The sequence below is a fragment of the Cellulophaga baltica genome (genome assembly GCF_900102165.1).
GTDB lineage: Bacteria > Bacteroidota > Bacteroidia > Flavobacteriales > Flavobacteriaceae > Cellulophaga > Cellulophaga baltica.
This window is the reverse complement of the sequence record NZ_FNBD01000014.1, coordinates 39,905-57,526: the sequence shown is the minus strand read 5'-3', so window position 1 is coordinate 57,526 and position 17,622 is coordinate 39,905. Positions and strand designations below refer to the sequence as shown.

Annotated in this window: 15 protein-coding genes; 9 read left to right on the top strand and 6 right to left on the bottom strand. The window is 34.5% G+C overall.

Translation table 11 applies throughout. The annotated features are described in order from the left end of the window. On the bottom strand, window positions 1-3,090 hold the full coding sequence (locus tag BLQ19_RS18355) for a putative glycosyltransferase family protein (protein WP_025614716.1): 3,090 nt from the start codon (window positions 3,088-3,090) through the stop codon (window positions 1-3). A 304-nt stretch (window positions 3,091-3,394) separates the two neighbouring features. Between BLQ19_RS18355 and BLQ19_RS18350 the strand changes: the two genes are divergently transcribed. The 3 genes from BLQ19_RS18350 to BLQ19_RS18340 all read left to right on the top strand — a co-directional run bounded on the left by BLQ19_RS18350 (window position 3,395) and on the right by BLQ19_RS18340 (window position 5,920). Continuing rightward, window positions 3,395-4,534 (top strand): response regulator, encoded by a 1,140-nt coding sequence (locus BLQ19_RS18350; protein ID WP_024480209.1) that lies wholly within the window; start codon window positions 3,395-3,397, stop codon window positions 4,532-4,534. Between the two features lie 173 nt (window positions 4,535-4,707). Next, complete coding sequence (locus BLQ19_RS18345; protein WP_074539300.1) at window positions 4,708-5,616, top strand: DnaJ C-terminal domain-containing protein; 909 nt, start codon at window positions 4,708-4,710, stop codon at window positions 5,614-5,616. Between the two features lie 10 nt (window positions 5,617-5,626). After that, window positions 5,627-5,920, top strand: a complete 294-nt coding sequence (locus tag BLQ19_RS18340; RefSeq protein ID WP_024480207.1) for a chaperone modulator CbpM — start codon at window positions 5,627-5,629, stop codon at window positions 5,918-5,920. Window positions 5,921-5,926: 6 nt separating this feature from the next. Here the strand turns inward: BLQ19_RS18340 and BLQ19_RS18335 are convergent, their stop codons facing one another. Genes BLQ19_RS18335 through BLQ19_RS18320 form a run of 4 tightly spaced genes read right to left on the bottom strand, consistent with a single transcriptional unit; the run spans window position 5,927 to window position 9,182 of the window. After that, window positions 5,927-6,142, bottom strand: coding sequence for a hypothetical protein (locus BLQ19_RS18335; RefSeq protein ID WP_024480206.1), 216 nt, complete (start codon window positions 6,140-6,142; stop codon window positions 5,927-5,929). 15 nt (window positions 6,143-6,157) lie between these two features. Then, on the bottom strand, window positions 6,158-6,835 hold the full coding sequence (locus tag BLQ19_RS18330; RefSeq protein WP_024480205.1) for an ABC transporter ATP-binding protein: 678 nt from the start codon (window positions 6,833-6,835) through the stop codon (window positions 6,158-6,160). Window positions 6,836-6,843: 8 nt separating this feature from the next. After that, entirely contained in the window at window positions 6,844-8,106 is a 1,263-nt protein-coding gene (locus BLQ19_RS18325; protein WP_025614711.1) for an ABC transporter permease, read from the bottom strand. Beyond that, window positions 8,106-9,182, bottom strand: a complete 1,077-nt coding sequence (locus tag BLQ19_RS18320) for an efflux RND transporter periplasmic adaptor subunit (protein ID WP_029448718.1) — start codon at window positions 9,180-9,182, stop codon at window positions 8,106-8,108. The genes BLQ19_RS18325 and BLQ19_RS18320 overlap by 1 nt, the downstream gene beginning before the upstream one ends. Window positions 9,183-9,404: 222 nt before the next feature. Between BLQ19_RS18320 and BLQ19_RS18315 the strand changes: the two genes are divergently transcribed. The 6 genes from BLQ19_RS18315 to BLQ19_RS18290 all read left to right on the top strand — a co-directional run bounded on the left by BLQ19_RS18315 (window position 9,405) and on the right by BLQ19_RS18290 (window position 17,217). After that, the gene (locus BLQ19_RS18315; protein WP_034668655.1) at window positions 9,405-9,857 is read left to right on the top strand and encodes a pyridoxamine 5'-phosphate oxidase family protein; all 453 of its coding nucleotides are present in this window, start codon (window positions 9,405-9,407) and stop codon (window positions 9,855-9,857) included. Between the two features lie 110 nt (window positions 9,858-9,967). Beyond that, on the top strand, window positions 9,968-12,061 hold the full coding sequence (pta, locus tag BLQ19_RS18310; RefSeq protein ID WP_074539299.1) for a phosphate acetyltransferase: 2,094 nt from the start codon (window positions 9,968-9,970) through the stop codon (window positions 12,059-12,061). Window positions 12,062-12,092: 31 nt separating this feature from the next. Next, window positions 12,093-13,277, top strand: coding sequence for an acetate/propionate family kinase (locus BLQ19_RS18305; protein WP_074539298.1), 1,185 nt, complete (start codon window positions 12,093-12,095; stop codon window positions 13,275-13,277). Window positions 13,278-13,576: 299 nt separating this feature from the next. Then, complete coding sequence (locus BLQ19_RS18300) at window positions 13,577-15,067, top strand: ABC1 kinase family protein (protein ID WP_083332290.1); 1,491 nt, start codon at window positions 13,577-13,579, stop codon at window positions 15,065-15,067. Between the two features lie 11 nt (window positions 15,068-15,078). Next, window positions 15,079-16,347, top strand: a complete 1,269-nt coding sequence (locus BLQ19_RS18295; RefSeq protein ID WP_074539297.1) for an MgtC/SapB family protein — start codon at window positions 15,079-15,081, stop codon at window positions 16,345-16,347. A 105-nt stretch (window positions 16,348-16,452) separates the two neighbouring features. Then, window positions 16,453-17,217 (top strand): exodeoxyribonuclease III, encoded by a 765-nt coding sequence (locus BLQ19_RS18290; RefSeq protein ID WP_074539296.1) that lies wholly within the window; start codon window positions 16,453-16,455, stop codon window positions 17,215-17,217. Here BLQ19_RS18290 and BLQ19_RS18285 read toward each other — a convergent pair. Beyond that, on the bottom strand, window positions 17,206-17,622 hold the full coding sequence (locus BLQ19_RS18285) for a hypothetical protein (RefSeq protein ID WP_254788427.1): 417 nt from the start codon (window positions 17,620-17,622) through the stop codon (window positions 17,206-17,208). The two genes, BLQ19_RS18290 and BLQ19_RS18285, sit on opposite strands and share 12 nt — an antisense overlap.

The following is a 17,622-nucleotide window of genomic DNA, read 5'->3' as shown; positions in this document are numbered from 1 at the left end:
TTACTTCGGGTTTCCGATATAACTATTTATCTCAAACTTTATAAATTCAAAGCCAACGCCAGAAAATGGTTGCGTCTGACTAGCTCCATGGGAATAATTTCTATTTGGAAAAACTTTTTCTGCTATGGAGGCATTAGGCATTCCGTTTACAAAGCAATTTTTCAAATCACTACGTATGACTTCTAAACTATCTAACTCTAATGGTTTATAATTAAAAAATTGTTTTCGTTGTATGCGTACCCCCTCAGGCACAAAAGAATGATCTACCCAAAGTAGTTCATTTTCTTTATTGTAGTACGAAATTATTAATTGAGGTATGGTAACTTCCTGAACTCCAGCATTGAAAAGAACACCATTGAATCCTTGATCTGTATACTCCATATCCTGCAAAGCAACTCCTTTATACAAATCTGTATTCGCCACATTTCCCGCAGATTGTAAGTTAAAATTTGTGGGTTGATCTTCAAAATTCATTGGTGTAAATTGGTCTGGATCAAAAGTAGGCGGCAAGGTATCTTTAGTAGACGACCATGCAATTCCTTCAAAATTTATTTTAAAGACCGTAGTTTCTTTAGGCATTAATTTATGCTTCATATGATATTTAGCATTGTAATTGGCCAACTCTTTGTTAGCATCATTATACAACGTAGCCTTGATCACGACATCTGCGGGTACATTATCTACATTTTGTATTTCCCCTATGATACTAAACTGCCCCCTATTCTTCACCAATTTGGCACTTAATATTTCTAACACAGGCTGCTTTAACACATCTTCATGATAGGTTTCTTGCGTTGTTATCTTCCTTCTACCATGGTTATAAAAAGTTGTCCCATTTGCTGTAAATAATTGATCTGGAGGAATATCATTATCAAATTTAGAAGGTTTTATATACCATTTACTTTTCCTCTTTACAAGTTCATGATAATCACTACTGTATAAATTTTCTAATGGAGTAATCCACCGGGTGTGTACTTTGGCTTTAGCGCTAGTAGGTGTTTCATCATAGATTTCCACATGCAAAGAATCCATTTTCGCATAGGAACTTAATATTCCATCGGTTACAGAAACCTCTAGCATGTATTGTGCAATATCTATATTACTGTCTGGATCTAGATAAGAATGCGCTCTATTAAATTCTTTAAAATCTAAAGCATCATAGTAAGCCTCTACCACATTATTTGCAGAGAGTTGCGCTACATTCTTAACATAGAACAAATAAATACCGTACCCTAAACAAATTAAGACAATGAAAGCCCAAAAATGCGAAAAGATTAAAAGTTTATAGGAGAATTTATTATAAGGCAATTCTAACTTCATAAAAGAAGGTGGCTCCAACTTTTTAGACTTTAAAAGCCGTACCCAAATAAGCTGTATATTAATAATAAACGCTAGTAGTACGGTAGTTAACGGAATGATTCCCCACATTATTTTCATAATGGTAGGTACGTCTTCCTTGGGAATTATCTGAGGTATGGGAGGTACATTTAACTTTTCCCACACCATAATTCCGTTTTCTAATTGCTGCAAACGTTGCCAACCGCAATAGTATAATATAGGATCATAAAATTTATCATTAGAAAAGATATACTTTAAATTGTATTTCTCCGGTACCGTTAAAAACTGCTGTAAAGAACCAATACCTTCTACTCCTCTAAATTTAGAATTTTCTATACGTTCAATAGCCCTCGTCGTTAATTCTGGTAAACGTCTAGCAGAATGGTAATTACCATCTACGGTCATCGCCGTTGTTTGGGCAGATAGCCAAGCCATTTGATCTCCAAACCCTAATGGCAAATACCGCCAAGAATCGTGTGAATCTGCTCCTAAAAAATTTACAATAGGTAGCATATTAATTTTAGCAGGTTGCGACGGCCTAAAATACCCTAAGGTCATGGTAAAAAGTACCATAAACAACATACCACCAGCAATTAACCCACCAATGACTCGATGATAGACTTCGCCGAACTTTTCTTGCACCAACACTTTTAAATCGCCCTCTACCATTCTATAGGCAAACTCTGCAAAAATGGGTAAAGCCATAATAGTCGCCCATAAGGTAAACCTATCTAAAGTAAGAATATTAAAAGCTGTTTCTCCCAACATCATTAAAGGTATCGGCGTCGTACCACCTGTACCCAATATGGTTAATAAAGCAAAAGATAATCCGAAGAAAATATACCGTTTACTAAAATATCTATAGAAGAAATAAGGCAATACGAATAGAAATATCCCCCATGGAATTACAAAAAACACCAAACCTGATGACGTAATTTCTAAAAAATTATCACGAGAGCCATGCGGAATTGCTACTTGCGTTATCGGGTTTCTTTTAGAATTATACCAATAGGGAAAAATACAAAAAACGATTAAAAAAAGACTGGTACCACCAAACTTGGCTATACGCCAAAAATGCTTTAATGTGGTATTCCAAAATATTTTAAAGGTAAGTTCTTTATAAGAATTTACACGTTCTCGAGAGGCATCCATAACTGCCATTCCTATTAATGGCGCTATAAAAAACACCATTCCAAAAATTGGCGTTACATGATGAGAGGTTACTGTCACGGCAAGCATGGTAACACTGGTCAAAAAATACCTGATTTTTCCTGTCTTGATCCATAAGTATATTTCTGTCATGGAATGCAAAAGAATGGAAAGCGCTGTAATACTTGGTAATTGTCCGAAAATATGAAGCGTTTCTACAAATGTGGAAGAAAATACGGCTAGGACGGCACCGTAACCGGCTATTCTCCTACTCCCTGTCATTAATAAGGTATACCGGTAAACACCGGTTATAAACAGCACAATAGCCAATAATGCTACCGTATACATCCCAAATTTTAACCCTCCAATATAAGAAAGTATGCCTATAACCTGATGTACTAAAGGAGGGTATGATTGTACGGTAAATCCTGTGTACCATCTATATTCCCAAGGATCAAACCAAGAGTCTGCATAATGATCTGCAAAAAATAAATGTATTAAGGCATCATAAGTAGATTCTAAGGTGAAGAAAATTGCAGACCCATGAAATGCAAGGCCAACTATCAAAGCTAAAATTAAAAGTGTATTGGTTTTTTTCTTCATTTAGAAATTGCTGGTAAGAAAATACAACAATATCAAAGATATAAAATTATAAATTTAATAAGGAGATACAACAAGAAACAAAATTTGACGTTATTACATAATTAATTACTTTTAAAATTGTAAGAATTTACATATGATTTATCAAATACATACCGATACCAATCCTGTATTCAACGTAAGATTATGCATATTCAACTATAGAAAAAAGTCACTAATCTTCAATGATTACATAAACTTTGGGTTTAATAATATCATTGCATCATACAAAAACCAATACTAAAACCCCATACTCAACCCACAGCTCATGAAAATCTTAGCCATTGACGACCAACTTTTAATATTAATGTCTTTAGAAAAGAGATTAATTGAATTAGGATACCAAGTTAAAACTGCCGATTCTGGAGAAAAAGGAATTGATATTTTCAAAACATTCCAGCCCGATTTAGTTATTGTAGATATTAATATGCCAGGCTTATCAGGATTAGATGTTGTAAAACACATCCGTTTAGAAGAAAAATCTAAAACGCCAATAGTGGTAATGTCTGGTAACACCGATGAAAAAATTATTGTAGATGGCTTTGATTTAGGGATAGATGATTACATGAAGAAGCCTGTAAGTTTAAGTGAAGTAGCCGCTCGCGTAAAACGCATTATAGGAAGCCCCACTGATAGCAATACAGAAAGTGCTAAGAGTGAAGGGCAAATGTTACAACAATATTGTGTGGGTGTTGTTATACCTTGTTACAATGAGGAAGAACGCTTATCTGGTGAAGCTTTTAAGAATTTTGTTTATAACAACCTTGGTTATCATTTATGTTTTGTAAACGATGGCAGTACGGATAGTACCTTAGAAGTATTAGAAGAATTACGAAAAGGAAATGAGAATAAAATAAGTGTCTATAATTGCGAAAAGAATGGCGGTAAAGCAGAAGCAGTACGTCAAGGAATGTTGCATTTAGCCAAAGACCCGCAATTGGATTATATTGGGTATTTAGATGCCGATTTATCTACAGATTTCAGAGACTTTGATGATTTGGTGAAAACCATGGAAACTTCAGACTTTAAAATTGTTAGTGGCTCTCGTATGAGTAGAATGGGTGCAAATATCACGAAAGAATCTGCGAGAAAGATAATTAGTATGACCATTAACCTTATCATTAGATCTATTTTAAAAATGCCTTTTAATGATACCCAATGTGGTGCCAAAATAATGGATAAGGAACTCGTGGAACTTGTCTTTCAGAAAAAATTTATTACCCGCTGGTTATTCGATGTAGAAATTTTTATGCGCATGCGTAAACATTATGGTAAGGAAAAAGTACAGAGTATGATTTGCGAACAACCGTTGAAAAGATGGATTCATGCAGATGGTTCTAAACTATCTATGAAAGATTCCATTCAGATTGTGGGCCAACTGGCAAAAATAGCCATTCACTATAAATAGTACATCTTTAACGATTTGAAAATCCAATTCTTTGTAGTTGGATTTTTTTTTGCTTAAATCTTCCTAGTTGTAACTCAAATGATATATATCATTTCATAAGACGATTGCGCTTCGTAAATTTATAGTTACATTATTTATACCTACGGGAACATTAATACGGGATACTAGCGCATATGGAATTCATTGATTATTATAAAGTTTTGGGCATTTCTAAAAATGCTACAGAAGGCGATATTAAAAAAGCATATCGCAAATTGGCACGAAAACATCATCCAGACTTAAATCCGGATAATGAAGAAGCTGAGAAAAATTTCAAGAAAATTAATGAAGCTAATGAAGTTCTTAGCAATAAAGAGAAGCGTAAAAAATATGACCAATACGGAAAGGATTGGCAGCATGCAGACGAATTTGAAAAACAAAAACAACAGCAGCGTCAGCATAGCAGACAAAACCCTGGAGGTGCTGGTGGTTTTAATGGCGGGCAGTCCAATGAAGATTTCTCAGACTTTTTTGAAAGCATGTTTGGCGGTCAACAAGGAAATTTTAACTCTTCTAGACAGAATGCCAGATTTAGAGGCCAAGACTATAATGCGTCTTTAACCTTAAACCTTACCGACACCTTAACTACCGAAAAACAAACTTTAACGGTAAATAATAAAAAAATTAGGATTACAATCCCTGCCGGTATTGAAGATGAGCAGACCATAAAAATTGCAGGCTATGGGGGTCCAGGAGTTAATAACGGACCTGCAGGAAATTTATTTATAAAATTTATGGTACAAAACAATACAGAATTTACACGCGAAGGAGCAAATCTTTACAAAACAATAGAGGTACCCCTTACCAAGGCAATCTTAGGAGGCGATATTACAATAGATACCCTGACTGGTAAAGTAAAATTAAAAGTTAAGCCTGAAACTCAAAATGGTACTAAAGTAAAATTGTCCGGTAAGGGCTTGCCTAAATACAAAAAGGAAAATCAGTTTGGAGACTTATATATTACATACCAAGTAAAAATTCCGACCAATTTAACTAAGGAACAAAAAGAATTATTTGAAGCACTAGCAGCTACCAACTTATAAAGAGAAGCTTATGGACACACAATTGATACATCTTAATGATTTCTGTACTAGTTACGAGATAGAAATAACCTTCATTACCGAGTTATACAATTATGATATTATCGAATTAAAAAGTGTTGATGACCATCAATTCATTCCTTTAGAGGAATTACCTAAAGTAGAAAAGATGGTACGTTTACACCAAGACCTCAACATAAACATTGAAGGTTTAGAAGCCGTACATCAATTGCTAGAACGCAATAGCGCCATGCAAGAAGAACTACGTTTGCTCAAACAAAAGCTTAACAGATTAGATGCTATCTGATGGTCATTATTTAGCCTTGGTATGATTTTTAATATGATGTTTTAATAAACTATTCAGATCTGCTAAATAACCCTCAAGCGTATCCTTGTCTAAATCGGGATGCTTTTCTGAGGGTATGGTCACGGGGTTTTCATCTAGAAATTGATACAATTCCGGATAATCTGTTTCAATTGTTTTAATGAGCTGAGAAATAGCTGTAAGAACTTGGTGAATTTTTTTCATTTTTGTTTTTTTAAATTATGAACTAATAATTCTTCCGTCTTCCATCTGAATGATTCGGTCTGTTTTATTAGCGAAATCTTCATCATGGGTTACGATTAATAGGGATAGGTCTTCTTCTTCTTTCAATTGTTTAAAAATATTAAACACATTATCTGCATTGCGGCTATCTAAATTTCCTGTTGGTTCATCACCCATTAAAAGTACGGGGTTATTAATTAAAGCACGCGCAATAGCCACTCGTTGTTTTTCTCCTCCAGAGATTCTTGAAGCGCGCTGCAAGGCTAACTTCTCTATGTCTAGCATTTTTAATTTTTCCATTGCTATATACTCTATTTCTTGATGTGATTTTTCTGCTAGTTTTTTTGCAGGTAACATCACGTTTTCTAATACCGTAAACTCCGAAAGCAAATAATGAAACTGAAACACGAAGCCAACATATTTATTTCTAATTTGAGAAAGTTCTTTTTGGTTTTTCCCTGTGATCAATCCATTATTCAAATATAATTCGCCCGTATACTCGGTGTCCATAGTAGACAAGATATAGAGTAACGTAGATTTCCCCGAACCAGATTTCCCCATGATAGACGTAAATTCTCCTTTTTCTATTCCAAAGGAGATATCTTTTAAAACATGAAAATCTTTAGGTTTTAAAAAGTGCTTATTTATTTTTTTTGTTTCAAGAACTAAATCCATACGCTTTATTATGTACCTCTAATTATTTTTACTGGATCTATCTTCCGGGCTTTATTTGCAGGTAAATACCCCGCTATAAAAGTAGAAAGCAATGCAAATACAATTCCTATAACATAGTAACTAAGACTAAAATCCACCGGATAAGTATCAATAGTTGGTAATGCTTCTGTTTTAAAAGAAGTATGATCTATAAGAACAGAAAATCCAAAACCTACTAAAAGCCCCAATAGGCCGCCTACCAAACCTATAATCATTGCCTGACTCATGAAAATAAGCTGAACATCAGTACCTGAAAACCCAAGTGCTTTTAGGATGGCAATATCTTTCATCTTCTCATATATGAGCATATTTAAGATATTGTAGATCCCAAATCCAGCCACAATCAATAGCGTTATAGATACTGCATAGGTAATAAGGTTTCTAATGTTAGTGCCTGTTTCAAACTGTGCATTAGCTTCATTTATACTGGTCGCCGTAATTGAAAACAGAGAAGCTAATTGTTTTGAATATGCTGAAGCATCTTCAATATCATTTAGTTTGATATTAATGTCAGTGATATAGTTCTGGGTTTCTCCTAGAATGCGCTGTACCGTTTTTAGGTTTACAAAACTCTGACTATTATCTACCTCTGCCACCCCACTCTGGTATAATCCTACTATTTTGAGAGGAAAAAGGTCTCCTTTAACCGTACTAACCTGTACCCTATCGCCTATTTTTAAGGACATTTTTTTTGCTAAGCCCGAACCTAATAAAATACCTGTATCATTATTTTCCAAATCTTCTGGTAGGCCTTGAATAATATTATCTCGAATATTAGACAACCTTATTTCATCCATGATAGACACTCCTATTAAACTGCCTCCTATTTCTATGGAGCCCGAAATGTAGAAAATCTGAGCTCTAGCTTGAGGGGTTACTCCTTTTATTTTTTTATCCTTTTTTAGATAGCTTAAAATAGGCAAAGCATTGTGTAGTTTTTTCTGATGCTGTTTTGGCTTAATTGAATGTACAAATTGAAAGGACTGTTGAAATTCATCATACAAGGCTACGGGTTGTTTTTCTGATGGCTTTATCTCATTGTACAAATGTATATGAGGCGTTTGGTTTAATATTAAATCGTCTAACATTGCATTTAGCCCTGTCATAAAACTAACCAACGTAATATAAGCACCTATACCAAAAGTAACTCCCAAAGCCGCCGTTAATGTTGATTTTAACTTGGTCAGCAAATGCGTCTTTGCAATATTGAGTATTACAGGCCAATTTGTCATTATTCTGGTTTTAATAGTTCCGTAGTGGTTGTAATACCTTTTGTAATTTCTACTTCATTTAAATTCTGCAAACCTATTTCTACAGTTTTTAAACCATCATCCGTTACCACCGAGTTCCCATTCACTATATATTCTTTAGGAACAATTAATGCATCACTCTTTTCATAAATAACAATATTACCTTCTCCAGAAAGTCCTGGATATAATTTTTCAGGCGTCTTTATAAATAAGGCTTCTACTTTAAATGTTTGTGAACGCGAATCTTTCTGAGGGTATATCTTCGTGACTACAGCTTCAAATACCCTATCAGCATAGGCATCTAAACTTACTAATGCTTTTTGCCCTTTCTCTATTTTTACAATATCTACCTCATCTACCAACAGTTCAATGACAAAATTTGACGTGCTCCCTACTAAAGCAAGGGCTTCCATGGTAGTTACAATTTCACCTCTATTTTTATAAAGTGCATATACTTTGCCGTTAATTTTACTAGTAATCGTATATTCTCCTGTAGTTATTTGAGAATTTTTGTAGGTATTTTGTGCCTGTTTTACCTGTGTTTGTAATTCTTTTCTGGTCCGATTAAATTTATTGTCCAAGACATTCAATTGATTCTTGGAACGTTGATATGCTAATTTTCTAGTTTCATATGCTATTTTGGAACCAATATGCTGACGCCATAAATTTTCTTGCCTTTTATAATTTATAGAATCGTTTGTAAAAGTTAAACGTGCTGTTTCTATATCTTCTTGCAGCTCTTTTAACACCGTAGAATTCCCTTGATAGTTACTTGCGGTTAGTTGCAAAGACAGTCTTGCATTTTCTGCATTCAATGCACTAGAAGAATTGGTGATATGTGCTAAAGGTGTATTTTTATGAACTAAGGCTCCTTCTTCTACCAAATTACGTTCAAGAATACCATTTACGATGGCATATGCTTCATACAAACTATCGGGCTGTATGGTTACTGAGGCATAAACAGATTCTGTTAGTTTCTTGACTATGGGAAGTGTTCGTTCTTGTTTACTTCCACAGGAAATACATAATAAGGTAGAAAGGAGGAATACTATTTTCATTGGAAGAATATATTCTTTGTGAACTGCGAAATAAGGCATGAATTTCATCAAAAACAATGAGATAAATCATATCCTATGATTAAATTTAGTTGCAAATTCTGAGCTATTTCTTAACCATTAGAACTCTTAAAATTAAGGACTGACTATTGTCATATTTTAATACCCTGATACAGCTTATTTTTGTCAAATCAATTAGAACAAACAGCTCTTATACCTCACAAAATGATAGATTTAAGCAAAAGTCAAAGCATCAGTATTCTTATTAATAATTACTTTGGAAACCTGGGGGTTATTTCTCAAAACATGCCCTATGTAATTCCCATTACCTATTATTTTGATAAGGAAGATGGTACTATCATAAGTTATACTGCAGATGGTCTTAAACTAAGTGCCATGCGTAAAAACAAGCAGGTATCATTAGCGGTACAAGAAATTACCTCTGTAAACAATTGGCAATCGGTATTAATTCACGGTACTTTTGAAGAATTAACAGGTATCGATGCAAAACAAAAATTACATACATTTAGCGAAGGTGTAAAGAAACTAATTTTCGAAAAGGAACAGAAAGAAACTGAATTTATTAGTGAATTTTCTAACAAATCATACCAGAAAGGTATCCCTACCGTTTTTAAAATAAATATTACCGAAATTACGGGAAAAAGAAAAGAAATGTAAGCGCTATATATTTAATAGTGAAGCTATAATTAATTCAGAGTTTATGTACTTTGCCTTGTGCTTAGGTAAAGAATCTCTTAACTTTGAGAAGATCATAATATACCCATTACATGAGTAAAGCCATTTATATTGCCACCACTGAACCTAATAGTGGTAAGTCTATAGTATCCTTAGGCCTAATGCAAATTTTATTAGGAAAAACAGCTAAAGTAGGATACTTCCGCCCTATTGTGGACGACTTAAAAGAAGGGCAGATAGACAATCACATACAAACCGTGCTATCGCATTTTGAAGTTGATATGAAACCCGAAGATGCCTATGCTTTTACACGTAGTAAAGTACTTCAGTTAAAAAATCAAGATAAAGATGATGAGATCATCAGCCATATCATCCATAAATTTAAAGCTATTGAAGATCGGTTTGATTTTGTGCTTGTAGAAGGTACAGATTTCTCTGGTGAAGGGGCTATTATTGAATGGGATATAAATGTACTTGTTGCCAAGAACTTAGGAATACCTGCTGTTATAATTACTAGTGGCGCTGGTAAAACGCTAGAAGAATTAGTGGGCAATCTGTATATGGGTTTTGATTCTTTTAGAGAAAAAGGTGTGGAGGTATTACTCACCGTAGCTAATAAAGTGCAACCTGAGAATTTAGAATTAGTAGTTGCTGCTTTAAAGAAAAAATTACCAGAAAAAGTACTTATCGGTGCTATTCCTGCAAACCCTACTTTAGGGAACCCTACTGTAAAAGAAATAGCGAGCCAATTAGATGCTAAAGTATTATTTGGAGAAGGCTATTTAAACAACCAAGCCAATGGCTTTAGCGTGGGAGCAATGCAACTCCGTAATTATTTAACACATTTAAAGAAAGACAGCCTTGTTATTACACCAGGAGATCGTGCAGATATTATTCTGGGTGCCTTGCAAGCAAATATTTCTACCAATTATCCAAACTTATCAGGTATTGTACTTACAGGAGGATTAATTCCTGAAGATTCTATCATAAAACTAATTGAAGGTCTTTCTGATATTATACCTATAATTTCTGTAAATCAAGGAACTTTTGCCGTGACCAATAAAATTGGAGCCATAAAGCCAAAGATATATGCGGATAATACTGAAAAGATAACCACCTCAATTCAGGAATTTGAAAAACATATCCCTGTGAATGATTTAGCAGAGCGCTTAATAACTTTTAAAGCAGAAGGGATTACGCCTAGAATGTTTCAATACAATTTATTGAAAAGAGCTAAGTCTGCCAAAAAACATATTGTCTTGCCAGAAGGTACTGATGAAAGAATTTTAATAGCGGCTAAAAAATTATTGGAAGTAGAGGCCGTAACCCTTACGCTACTGGGTGATAAAGATCAAATTACTGCTAAAATGGAAGAATTAGCATTGGTCTTTAATCCTGGAGAAATAGACATTATTGATCCTAAAAATTCAGCCAACTTTTTAGATTACGCGACCACGCTATATGAATTGCGTAAGCATAAAAATGTAAACTTAGCCATGGCAAAAGATCTTATGGAAGATGTATCTTACTTTGGTACGATGATGGTACATAAAGGTCATGCAGATGGGATGGTTTCTGGAGCGGTACACACTACGCAACATACAATATTACCTGCATTGCAGTTTATAAAAACTAAGCCAGGCGTTTCTTTAGTTTCTTCTGTCTTTTTTATGTGCTTGCCTAACCGTGTTACTATTTTTGGCGATTGTGCCATTAATCCTAACCCTACTGCAGAGCAGCTTTCTGAAATTGCTATTTCATCTGCTGCAACTAGTGCTGCTTTTGGGATAGAGCCTAAAGTAGCTATGCTATCTTATTCTTCAGGTGCCTCTGGTATTGGAGAAGACGTAGACCGCGTGAGAACAGCTACAAAATTGATAAAAGAAAAACGACCTGATTTAAAAGTTGAAGGTCCTATTCAATATGATGCCGCAGTAGATAGTAAAGTAGGAAAAAGTAAACTTCCTGATTCTGAAGTTGCCGGACAAGCAAGTGTGTTCATTTTTCCTGATTTAAATACAGGAAATAACACCTATAAAGCGGTACAACGGGAAACGGGTGCATTGGCTATTGGTCCAATGTTGCAAGGGTTAAATAAGCCTGTAAATGATTTAAGTCGTGGTTGTACCGTAGAAGACATCTTTAATACGGTAATCATTACCGCTATTCAAGCAGAAGGATTATAATTAACTCAACATCAAAAAAAAATCAATTTACGTGAATATCCTTATATTAAACTCCGGCAGTTCTTCTATAAAATATCAATTAATAAGTATGCCTACTGAGCTGGTGATTTGCGAGGGTTTGGCAGAGCGCATAGGTAGTGATAATGCCTTATTAAAATATAGCACGAACGCAACAAAACTAGAAGAAGAGCTAGCAATTCCTAGCCATAAAGCAGGCTTATTAAAAATAGCAGATCTTTTATTGGATCCTTCGCTAGGCGTGATAAAAAATACCGAAGAAATTTCTGTAGTAGGCCATAGGGTAGTTCATGGAGGAAAAGCATTCTCTGACACTTCTTTAATTGATGCCTCTGTCAAAGAGAAAATAAAAAATCTTCATGCTTTAGCACCGCTACACAATCCCCATAATTTAGAGGGTATAGAATTGGCAGAAGAAATTTTCCCGAATGCCAAACAAGTTGCCGTTTTTGATACTGCTTTTCATCATTCAATTCCAGCTGTAGCTAAGAAATATGCTATTCCTGAAGAATTCTATGAAAACAAAGTGCAAGTTTACGGTTTTCATGGTACGAGTCATAAATATGTATCAGAAAAAGCAATAGAACACCTCAATCAAAAAACGTCTAAAATAATTTCCATTCATTTAGGAAACGGCTGTAGTATAACGGCAATTAAGGATGGTAAAAGTATTGATCACAGTATGGGTTTTGCTCCTTCTAATGGCTTAATAATGGGCTCTAGAAGTGGAGACATTGATCATGCTATAATTTTCTATTTAGTAGAAACTTTAGGATACTCCTTAGAGGAAGTGAATGAACTGCTAATTAAAAAAAGTGGTATGCTGGGGCTTACTGGTTTTAGTGATTTAAGAGACATACAAGCAGCCGCTGAAAAAGGGGACAAATCATGTATTTTAGCCTTACAGATGAATACCTACCGCATCAAAAAATATATCGGTGCCTATGCGGCTATCTTAAATGGAATAGATGCCATAATTTTTACCGCAGGAATTGGAGAAAATTCTGCTCTAATAAGAGAAATGGTCTGTACTGATTTAGAGTATTTAGGAATTACACTAGATGCTGATAAAAATAATACCCGATCAAAATCGCTTTTAGAAATAAATAAAACAGATGCTAAGGTAAAGGTATTGATGATCCCTACCAATGAAGAGCTAGAAATTGCAAAGCAAGCATACCGTTTGGTACATGCATAATATAAAAGAATACTTCCTGGTACTTGTAGTGATATTTATCATTTGAAACCAGCTTGTATTCTTTTATTTTTGTTTTACGCTGCAACAAAATGTACCGTAATACCGTATGCCATCATTAAAATTACCAAAAAAACAAGATTTAAAAAGATACGGTACGCTGTTTAGTGTGCTTTCTAAATATGGTTTTGAGGATGTATTGGCGTCAACTCCTATAAAAAAACCTTATCCCTGACACCTATTTAAAGAAACACCCAGACACTCATAAGCTTCTCTCCTATTCTACATACGAGCGTATTAGAATGGTCCTTGAAGAGTTAGGCCCTAGCTATGTAAAAATGGGACAGGTGATTAGCAATAGAGAAGACATGCTTCCTCTGGAGTTACTAAAAGAACTTGTGAAACTTCAGGATAATGTAAAACCTCTGGAAAATTTTGATGTTGCAAAAAAAATAAAAGAAGAATTAGCGCTAGATAGCAATGAATGTTTTTCGTATATCTCCCCCACTCCACTTGCGGCAGCTTCATTAGCACAAGTACATAAAGCACAATTATTAACTGGGGAATGGGTTATTTTCAAAATTCAAAGACCCGATATAAAAGAAACCATTGCTTCAGATATATCTATCATGAAGGATGTTGCTAGTGCCTTAGAGAAATACAGTTCTCAAGCGCAGCAATTACAACCCATGCAACTAATCGCCTCTTTTGAGAAGAGTATTACTGAAGAGCTCAGTTATACCCAAGAACTAAATAATATGCTGCGGTTTTCTAAAAATTTTGAAAACAATGACATAATTTATGTTCCTAAGGCTTATAAAGCCTTTAGCAATGATCATATTATTTGCATGGAGTATATTGATGGTATCAAAGTCTCCGAAATAAAAAAATTACAAGCGCTTAACATTGATACAAAAGCAGTAGCCACATTAGGTGTTAATCTTTACTTAGAGCAGATTCTAGATTTTGGTTTTTTTCATGCAGACCCACATCCAGGCAATATATTTGTGCTACCAGAACAGGAACGCATTTGCTTTATAGATTATGGAATGATGGGCAGTATTATGCCTAAAGACAAAGAAGCCTTAGAAGATTTATTACTTGCATTCTTTAAGAAAGATGTTAAAAAAATTATTGTAGTACTCAAAAAAATTGCAATAAGAACCGATATTCCTGATGAGAAAACCCTTGAATATGATCTCAATGAACTTCTAGAAGGCATCAGTAATATTGCTATTCAGCATATAAAATTAGGAGCAACCCTCAGTCAATTCAAAAACATATTATTTAACAATAAAATTGCTATCCCGCATTATTTGTACATGCTTATACGTGCTTTAGTGATCATTGAAGGTGTTGGATTAAAACTAAATCCTGATTTTAATATTACGGAGAATTTAGAACCCTACATGACTACAATTATTCGCAAACGATTAAGTCTTAAAAGGTTTGTAAAAAAGAGTATCGCTAGAGCAGAAGACTACACGAATTTAATAGATACCCTGCCTGAGGATATCAATGATATTATAAGTAAAATAAAAAACGGTAAATTAGTTATTGTCCATGAACACAAAGGCCTAAATGAGTTTAAAGACACGTTGAAAACCGCTATCAATAGAATGGTATTTGCTATAATTATCGCAGCACTATCTATTGGGTCGTCTATTTTAGTAATTGCAGATATGCCTCCTAAAGTAAACGGGATCCCTATTCTGGGTGCTCTAGGGTTTCTAATTTCTGCACTATTAGGTTTTGCCATTTTAATTTCAATTTTTAAAAATCGCAATTTGTAGCACTTCATATCATGGACACGATACACTATTTAAGCGATCTCATGGGAAGTTATATGCTTGGTATACTTATCAGTATTGGCATAGGACTCATTATTGGATTAGAACGCGAATATGATAAATTAAAAAAAGAGGCTGGTTTTGCGGGTATCCGTACTTTTCCCATCGTTACAATTTTAGGCTTTATTATTGGAAATTTAAGCGAATCGTTTACCGTTTGGTTGCCTATTGTAACATTAGTTGCTTTTATCTTATTTCTAGGATTCAGCCAGTTCTCCAAAGCAAGCAGTAGCTACTCTAATGATTTAACCACAGATTTAGCGCTGATGACCACTTTCATCCTAGGACTTATGGCCTCTAAAGGATTGTATCGAGAAGCGGTAGCCACCGCTGTAATTATAACAACGCTTTTATCGCTTAAAACAAGATTTAAAATTGTAATCAGTAATATTACGGCAGATGAATTATCTGCCTTCATAAAATTCTCGATTATTGCTCTTTTAATCCTTCCTTTTTTACCAAATAAAGATCTGGGAATCAATAATTTAATAAACCCTTTTGAAATAGGTTCCGTTATTGTAATTGTTTCCTTTTTGAATTTCATAGGATACTTTTTGGTCAAATTTGTAGGCTCAAAAAAAGGAATTTTATTAACCGCATTATTAGGCGGACTCATATCTAGCACCGCAGTGACTTGGAGTTATGCTTCAAAAAGTAAAGAATTTCCAGAGTTATCAAAAAAATATAGCGCAGGGATTTTACTAGCGTCGGCCATAATGTTTCCAAGGTTAGCGCTCCTTATAGGTATTTTCAACAGTGCTTTAGTTCCTTCAATACTCATCCCTTTTACGGTGCTTACCTTAATTTGTCTAGGTGCAGCACTACTATTAGTTAATAAACAAACGAGTAAGCCAGACTCAGACATTAAATTAGGAAACCCTCTAAATCTAGTAAATGCCATAGGTTTTGGTGTTATTTATATGATTATACGCTTTGCCGTGTTCTATGGGAAATTATTTTTTGGCGATGAAGGTCTATATTACACAGCCTTAATCGCTGGCTTAGCCGATACCGATGCCATAACCATCAGTATGGCTAAATTTTCAGAGACAACAGGGAATTATGTTACCGCAACAGCAATAATTATTACAGCTATTTTAAGTAACATGGTCGTTAAATTAGGAATAAGCCTTATCAATGGATCAAAAGAAACTCGTAAAATTATCGGCCTCACCTTTAGTAGCATTGTTATCCTCGGCATACTCTATGTCCTATTTGCGTAATTTATTAGGTTGATATTCTAACTTTAAGCTTTAATTTTTAGACTGATTTTAGTACCTTCATCTTCCGAAAATTCTAACGGGATTTATTCACTATAAAATACATCTATGCATATTGTTTCTTGGAATGTTAATGGTATTCGCGCCGTTGTAAAGAAAGATTTTTTTGAAGCTGTGACAACAATGGCTCCTGATATTTTATGCCTACAAGAAACTAAAGCACAGGACAGTGAAGTTACTAAAGCCTTAGAACCTTTATCAGATTTATCTATAGCTATTAATTCAGCTGATAAGAAAGGATATTCTGGTACGGCCATATTAAGCAAACCTACTCCCTTGAAGGCTGTACCTGATATGGGTATTGAGCAACATGATACGGAAGGGCGGATTTTATGTACAGAGTACGATGCTTTTTATTTAGTAAATGTCTACGTACCCAATTCTGGACAAAAATTGGATCGTTTAGAATACCGTCAACAATGGGATAATGACTTCCTTGCTTACCTAAAAAATTTAGTGAAGAAAAAGCCTGTGATCGCTTGCGGAGATTTTAATGTTGCCCACCGCGCCATCGATTTAAAAAATGACAAAGCTAATTACAATAAAACCGCTGGCTATACCCAAATAGAAATAGATGGGATGGATAATTTCATCGCTAATGATCTTGTAGACTCTTTTAGACTGCTGCATCCAGATGAAGTAGCTTATACCTACTGGAGTTACCGTTTTAAATCTAGGGAGCGCAATACAGGGTGGCGTATTGATTACTTTTTAGTAAGTAAGGCGATTGCTGATAAAATTGAAAGCTTTACTATTTATGCCGATATTTTGGGTTCTGACCATTGCCCCATAGGCATTACCTTATCCATCTAATAATGTACGCTGCTTAACAAAATCGAAAATTGTCATTTTTAATTCCTTAAAATCTTGAGTGAGTAAAGACATACTTTCGCTTAACTGTTTGTGCTCATCGCGATAGTCTGTATCACTAAAACCTATCGTTAACTCTTGAAGTTGGGCAAGGTTTTTTTCATGCACGACAATATCTTTTTTAAGAAATTTAAAGAGCTGATTGTAAATGGTATCTAAGGTCTGTAACATTTGTTGATACCTTGTTTCGTTTGTTTTTACTTGTTTTAATAAGTTTTTAAAAAACTGGGCTTCATAACTCCAAAAAGAAATAGTTTCTAACCATTCTTTACTTTCTTGATGTAATACTTCTAGACTTGCGCCCAGAAGTAATACGTTTTTATGGTTTATTGGTCGCTCTTTCATCAT

Coding starts and splice junctions, on each gene's coding strand:
- BLQ19_RS18355 (WP_025614716.1), bottom strand. CDS start 3,090: ATGAAGAAAAAAACCAATACACTTTTAATTTTAGCTTTGATAGTTGGC.
- BLQ19_RS18350 (WP_024480209.1), top strand. CDS start 3,395: ATGAAAATCTTAGCCATTGACGACCAACTTTTAATATTAATGTCTTTA.
- BLQ19_RS18345 (WP_074539300.1), top strand. CDS start 4,708: ATGGAATTCATTGATTATTATAAAGTTTTGGGCATTTCTAAAAATGCT.
- BLQ19_RS18340 (WP_024480207.1), top strand. CDS start 5,627: ATGGACACACAATTGATACATCTTAATGATTTCTGTACTAGTTACGAG.
- BLQ19_RS18335 (WP_024480206.1), bottom strand. CDS start 6,142: ATGAAAAAAATTCACCAAGTTCTTACAGCTATTTCTCAGCTCATTAAA.
- BLQ19_RS18330 (WP_024480205.1), bottom strand. CDS start 6,835: ATGGATTTAGTTCTTGAAACAAAAAAAATAAATAAGCACTTTTTAAAA.
- BLQ19_RS18325 (WP_025614711.1), bottom strand. CDS start 8,106: ATGACAAATTGGCCTGTAATACTCAATATTGCAAAGACGCATTTGCTG.
- BLQ19_RS18320 (WP_029448718.1), bottom strand. CDS start 9,182: ATGAAAATAGTATTCCTCCTTTCTACCTTATTATGTATTTCCTGTGGA.
- BLQ19_RS18315 (WP_034668655.1), top strand. CDS start 9,405: ATGATAGATTTAAGCAAAAGTCAAAGCATCAGTATTCTTATTAATAAT.
- pta (WP_074539299.1), top strand. CDS start 9,968: ATGAGTAAAGCCATTTATATTGCCACCACTGAACCTAATAGTGGTAAG.
- BLQ19_RS18300 (WP_083332290.1), top strand. CDS start 13,577: ATGGTCCTTGAAGAGTTAGGCCCTAGCTATGTAAAAATGGGACAGGTG.
- BLQ19_RS18295 (WP_074539297.1), top strand. CDS start 15,079: ATGGACACGATACACTATTTAAGCGATCTCATGGGAAGTTATATGCTT.
- BLQ19_RS18290 (WP_074539296.1), top strand. CDS start 16,453: ATGCATATTGTTTCTTGGAATGTTAATGGTATTCGCGCCGTTGTAAAG.
- BLQ19_RS18285 (WP_254788427.1), bottom strand. CDS start 17,622: ATGATGAAAGAGCGACCAATAAACCATAAAAACGTATTACTTCTGGGC.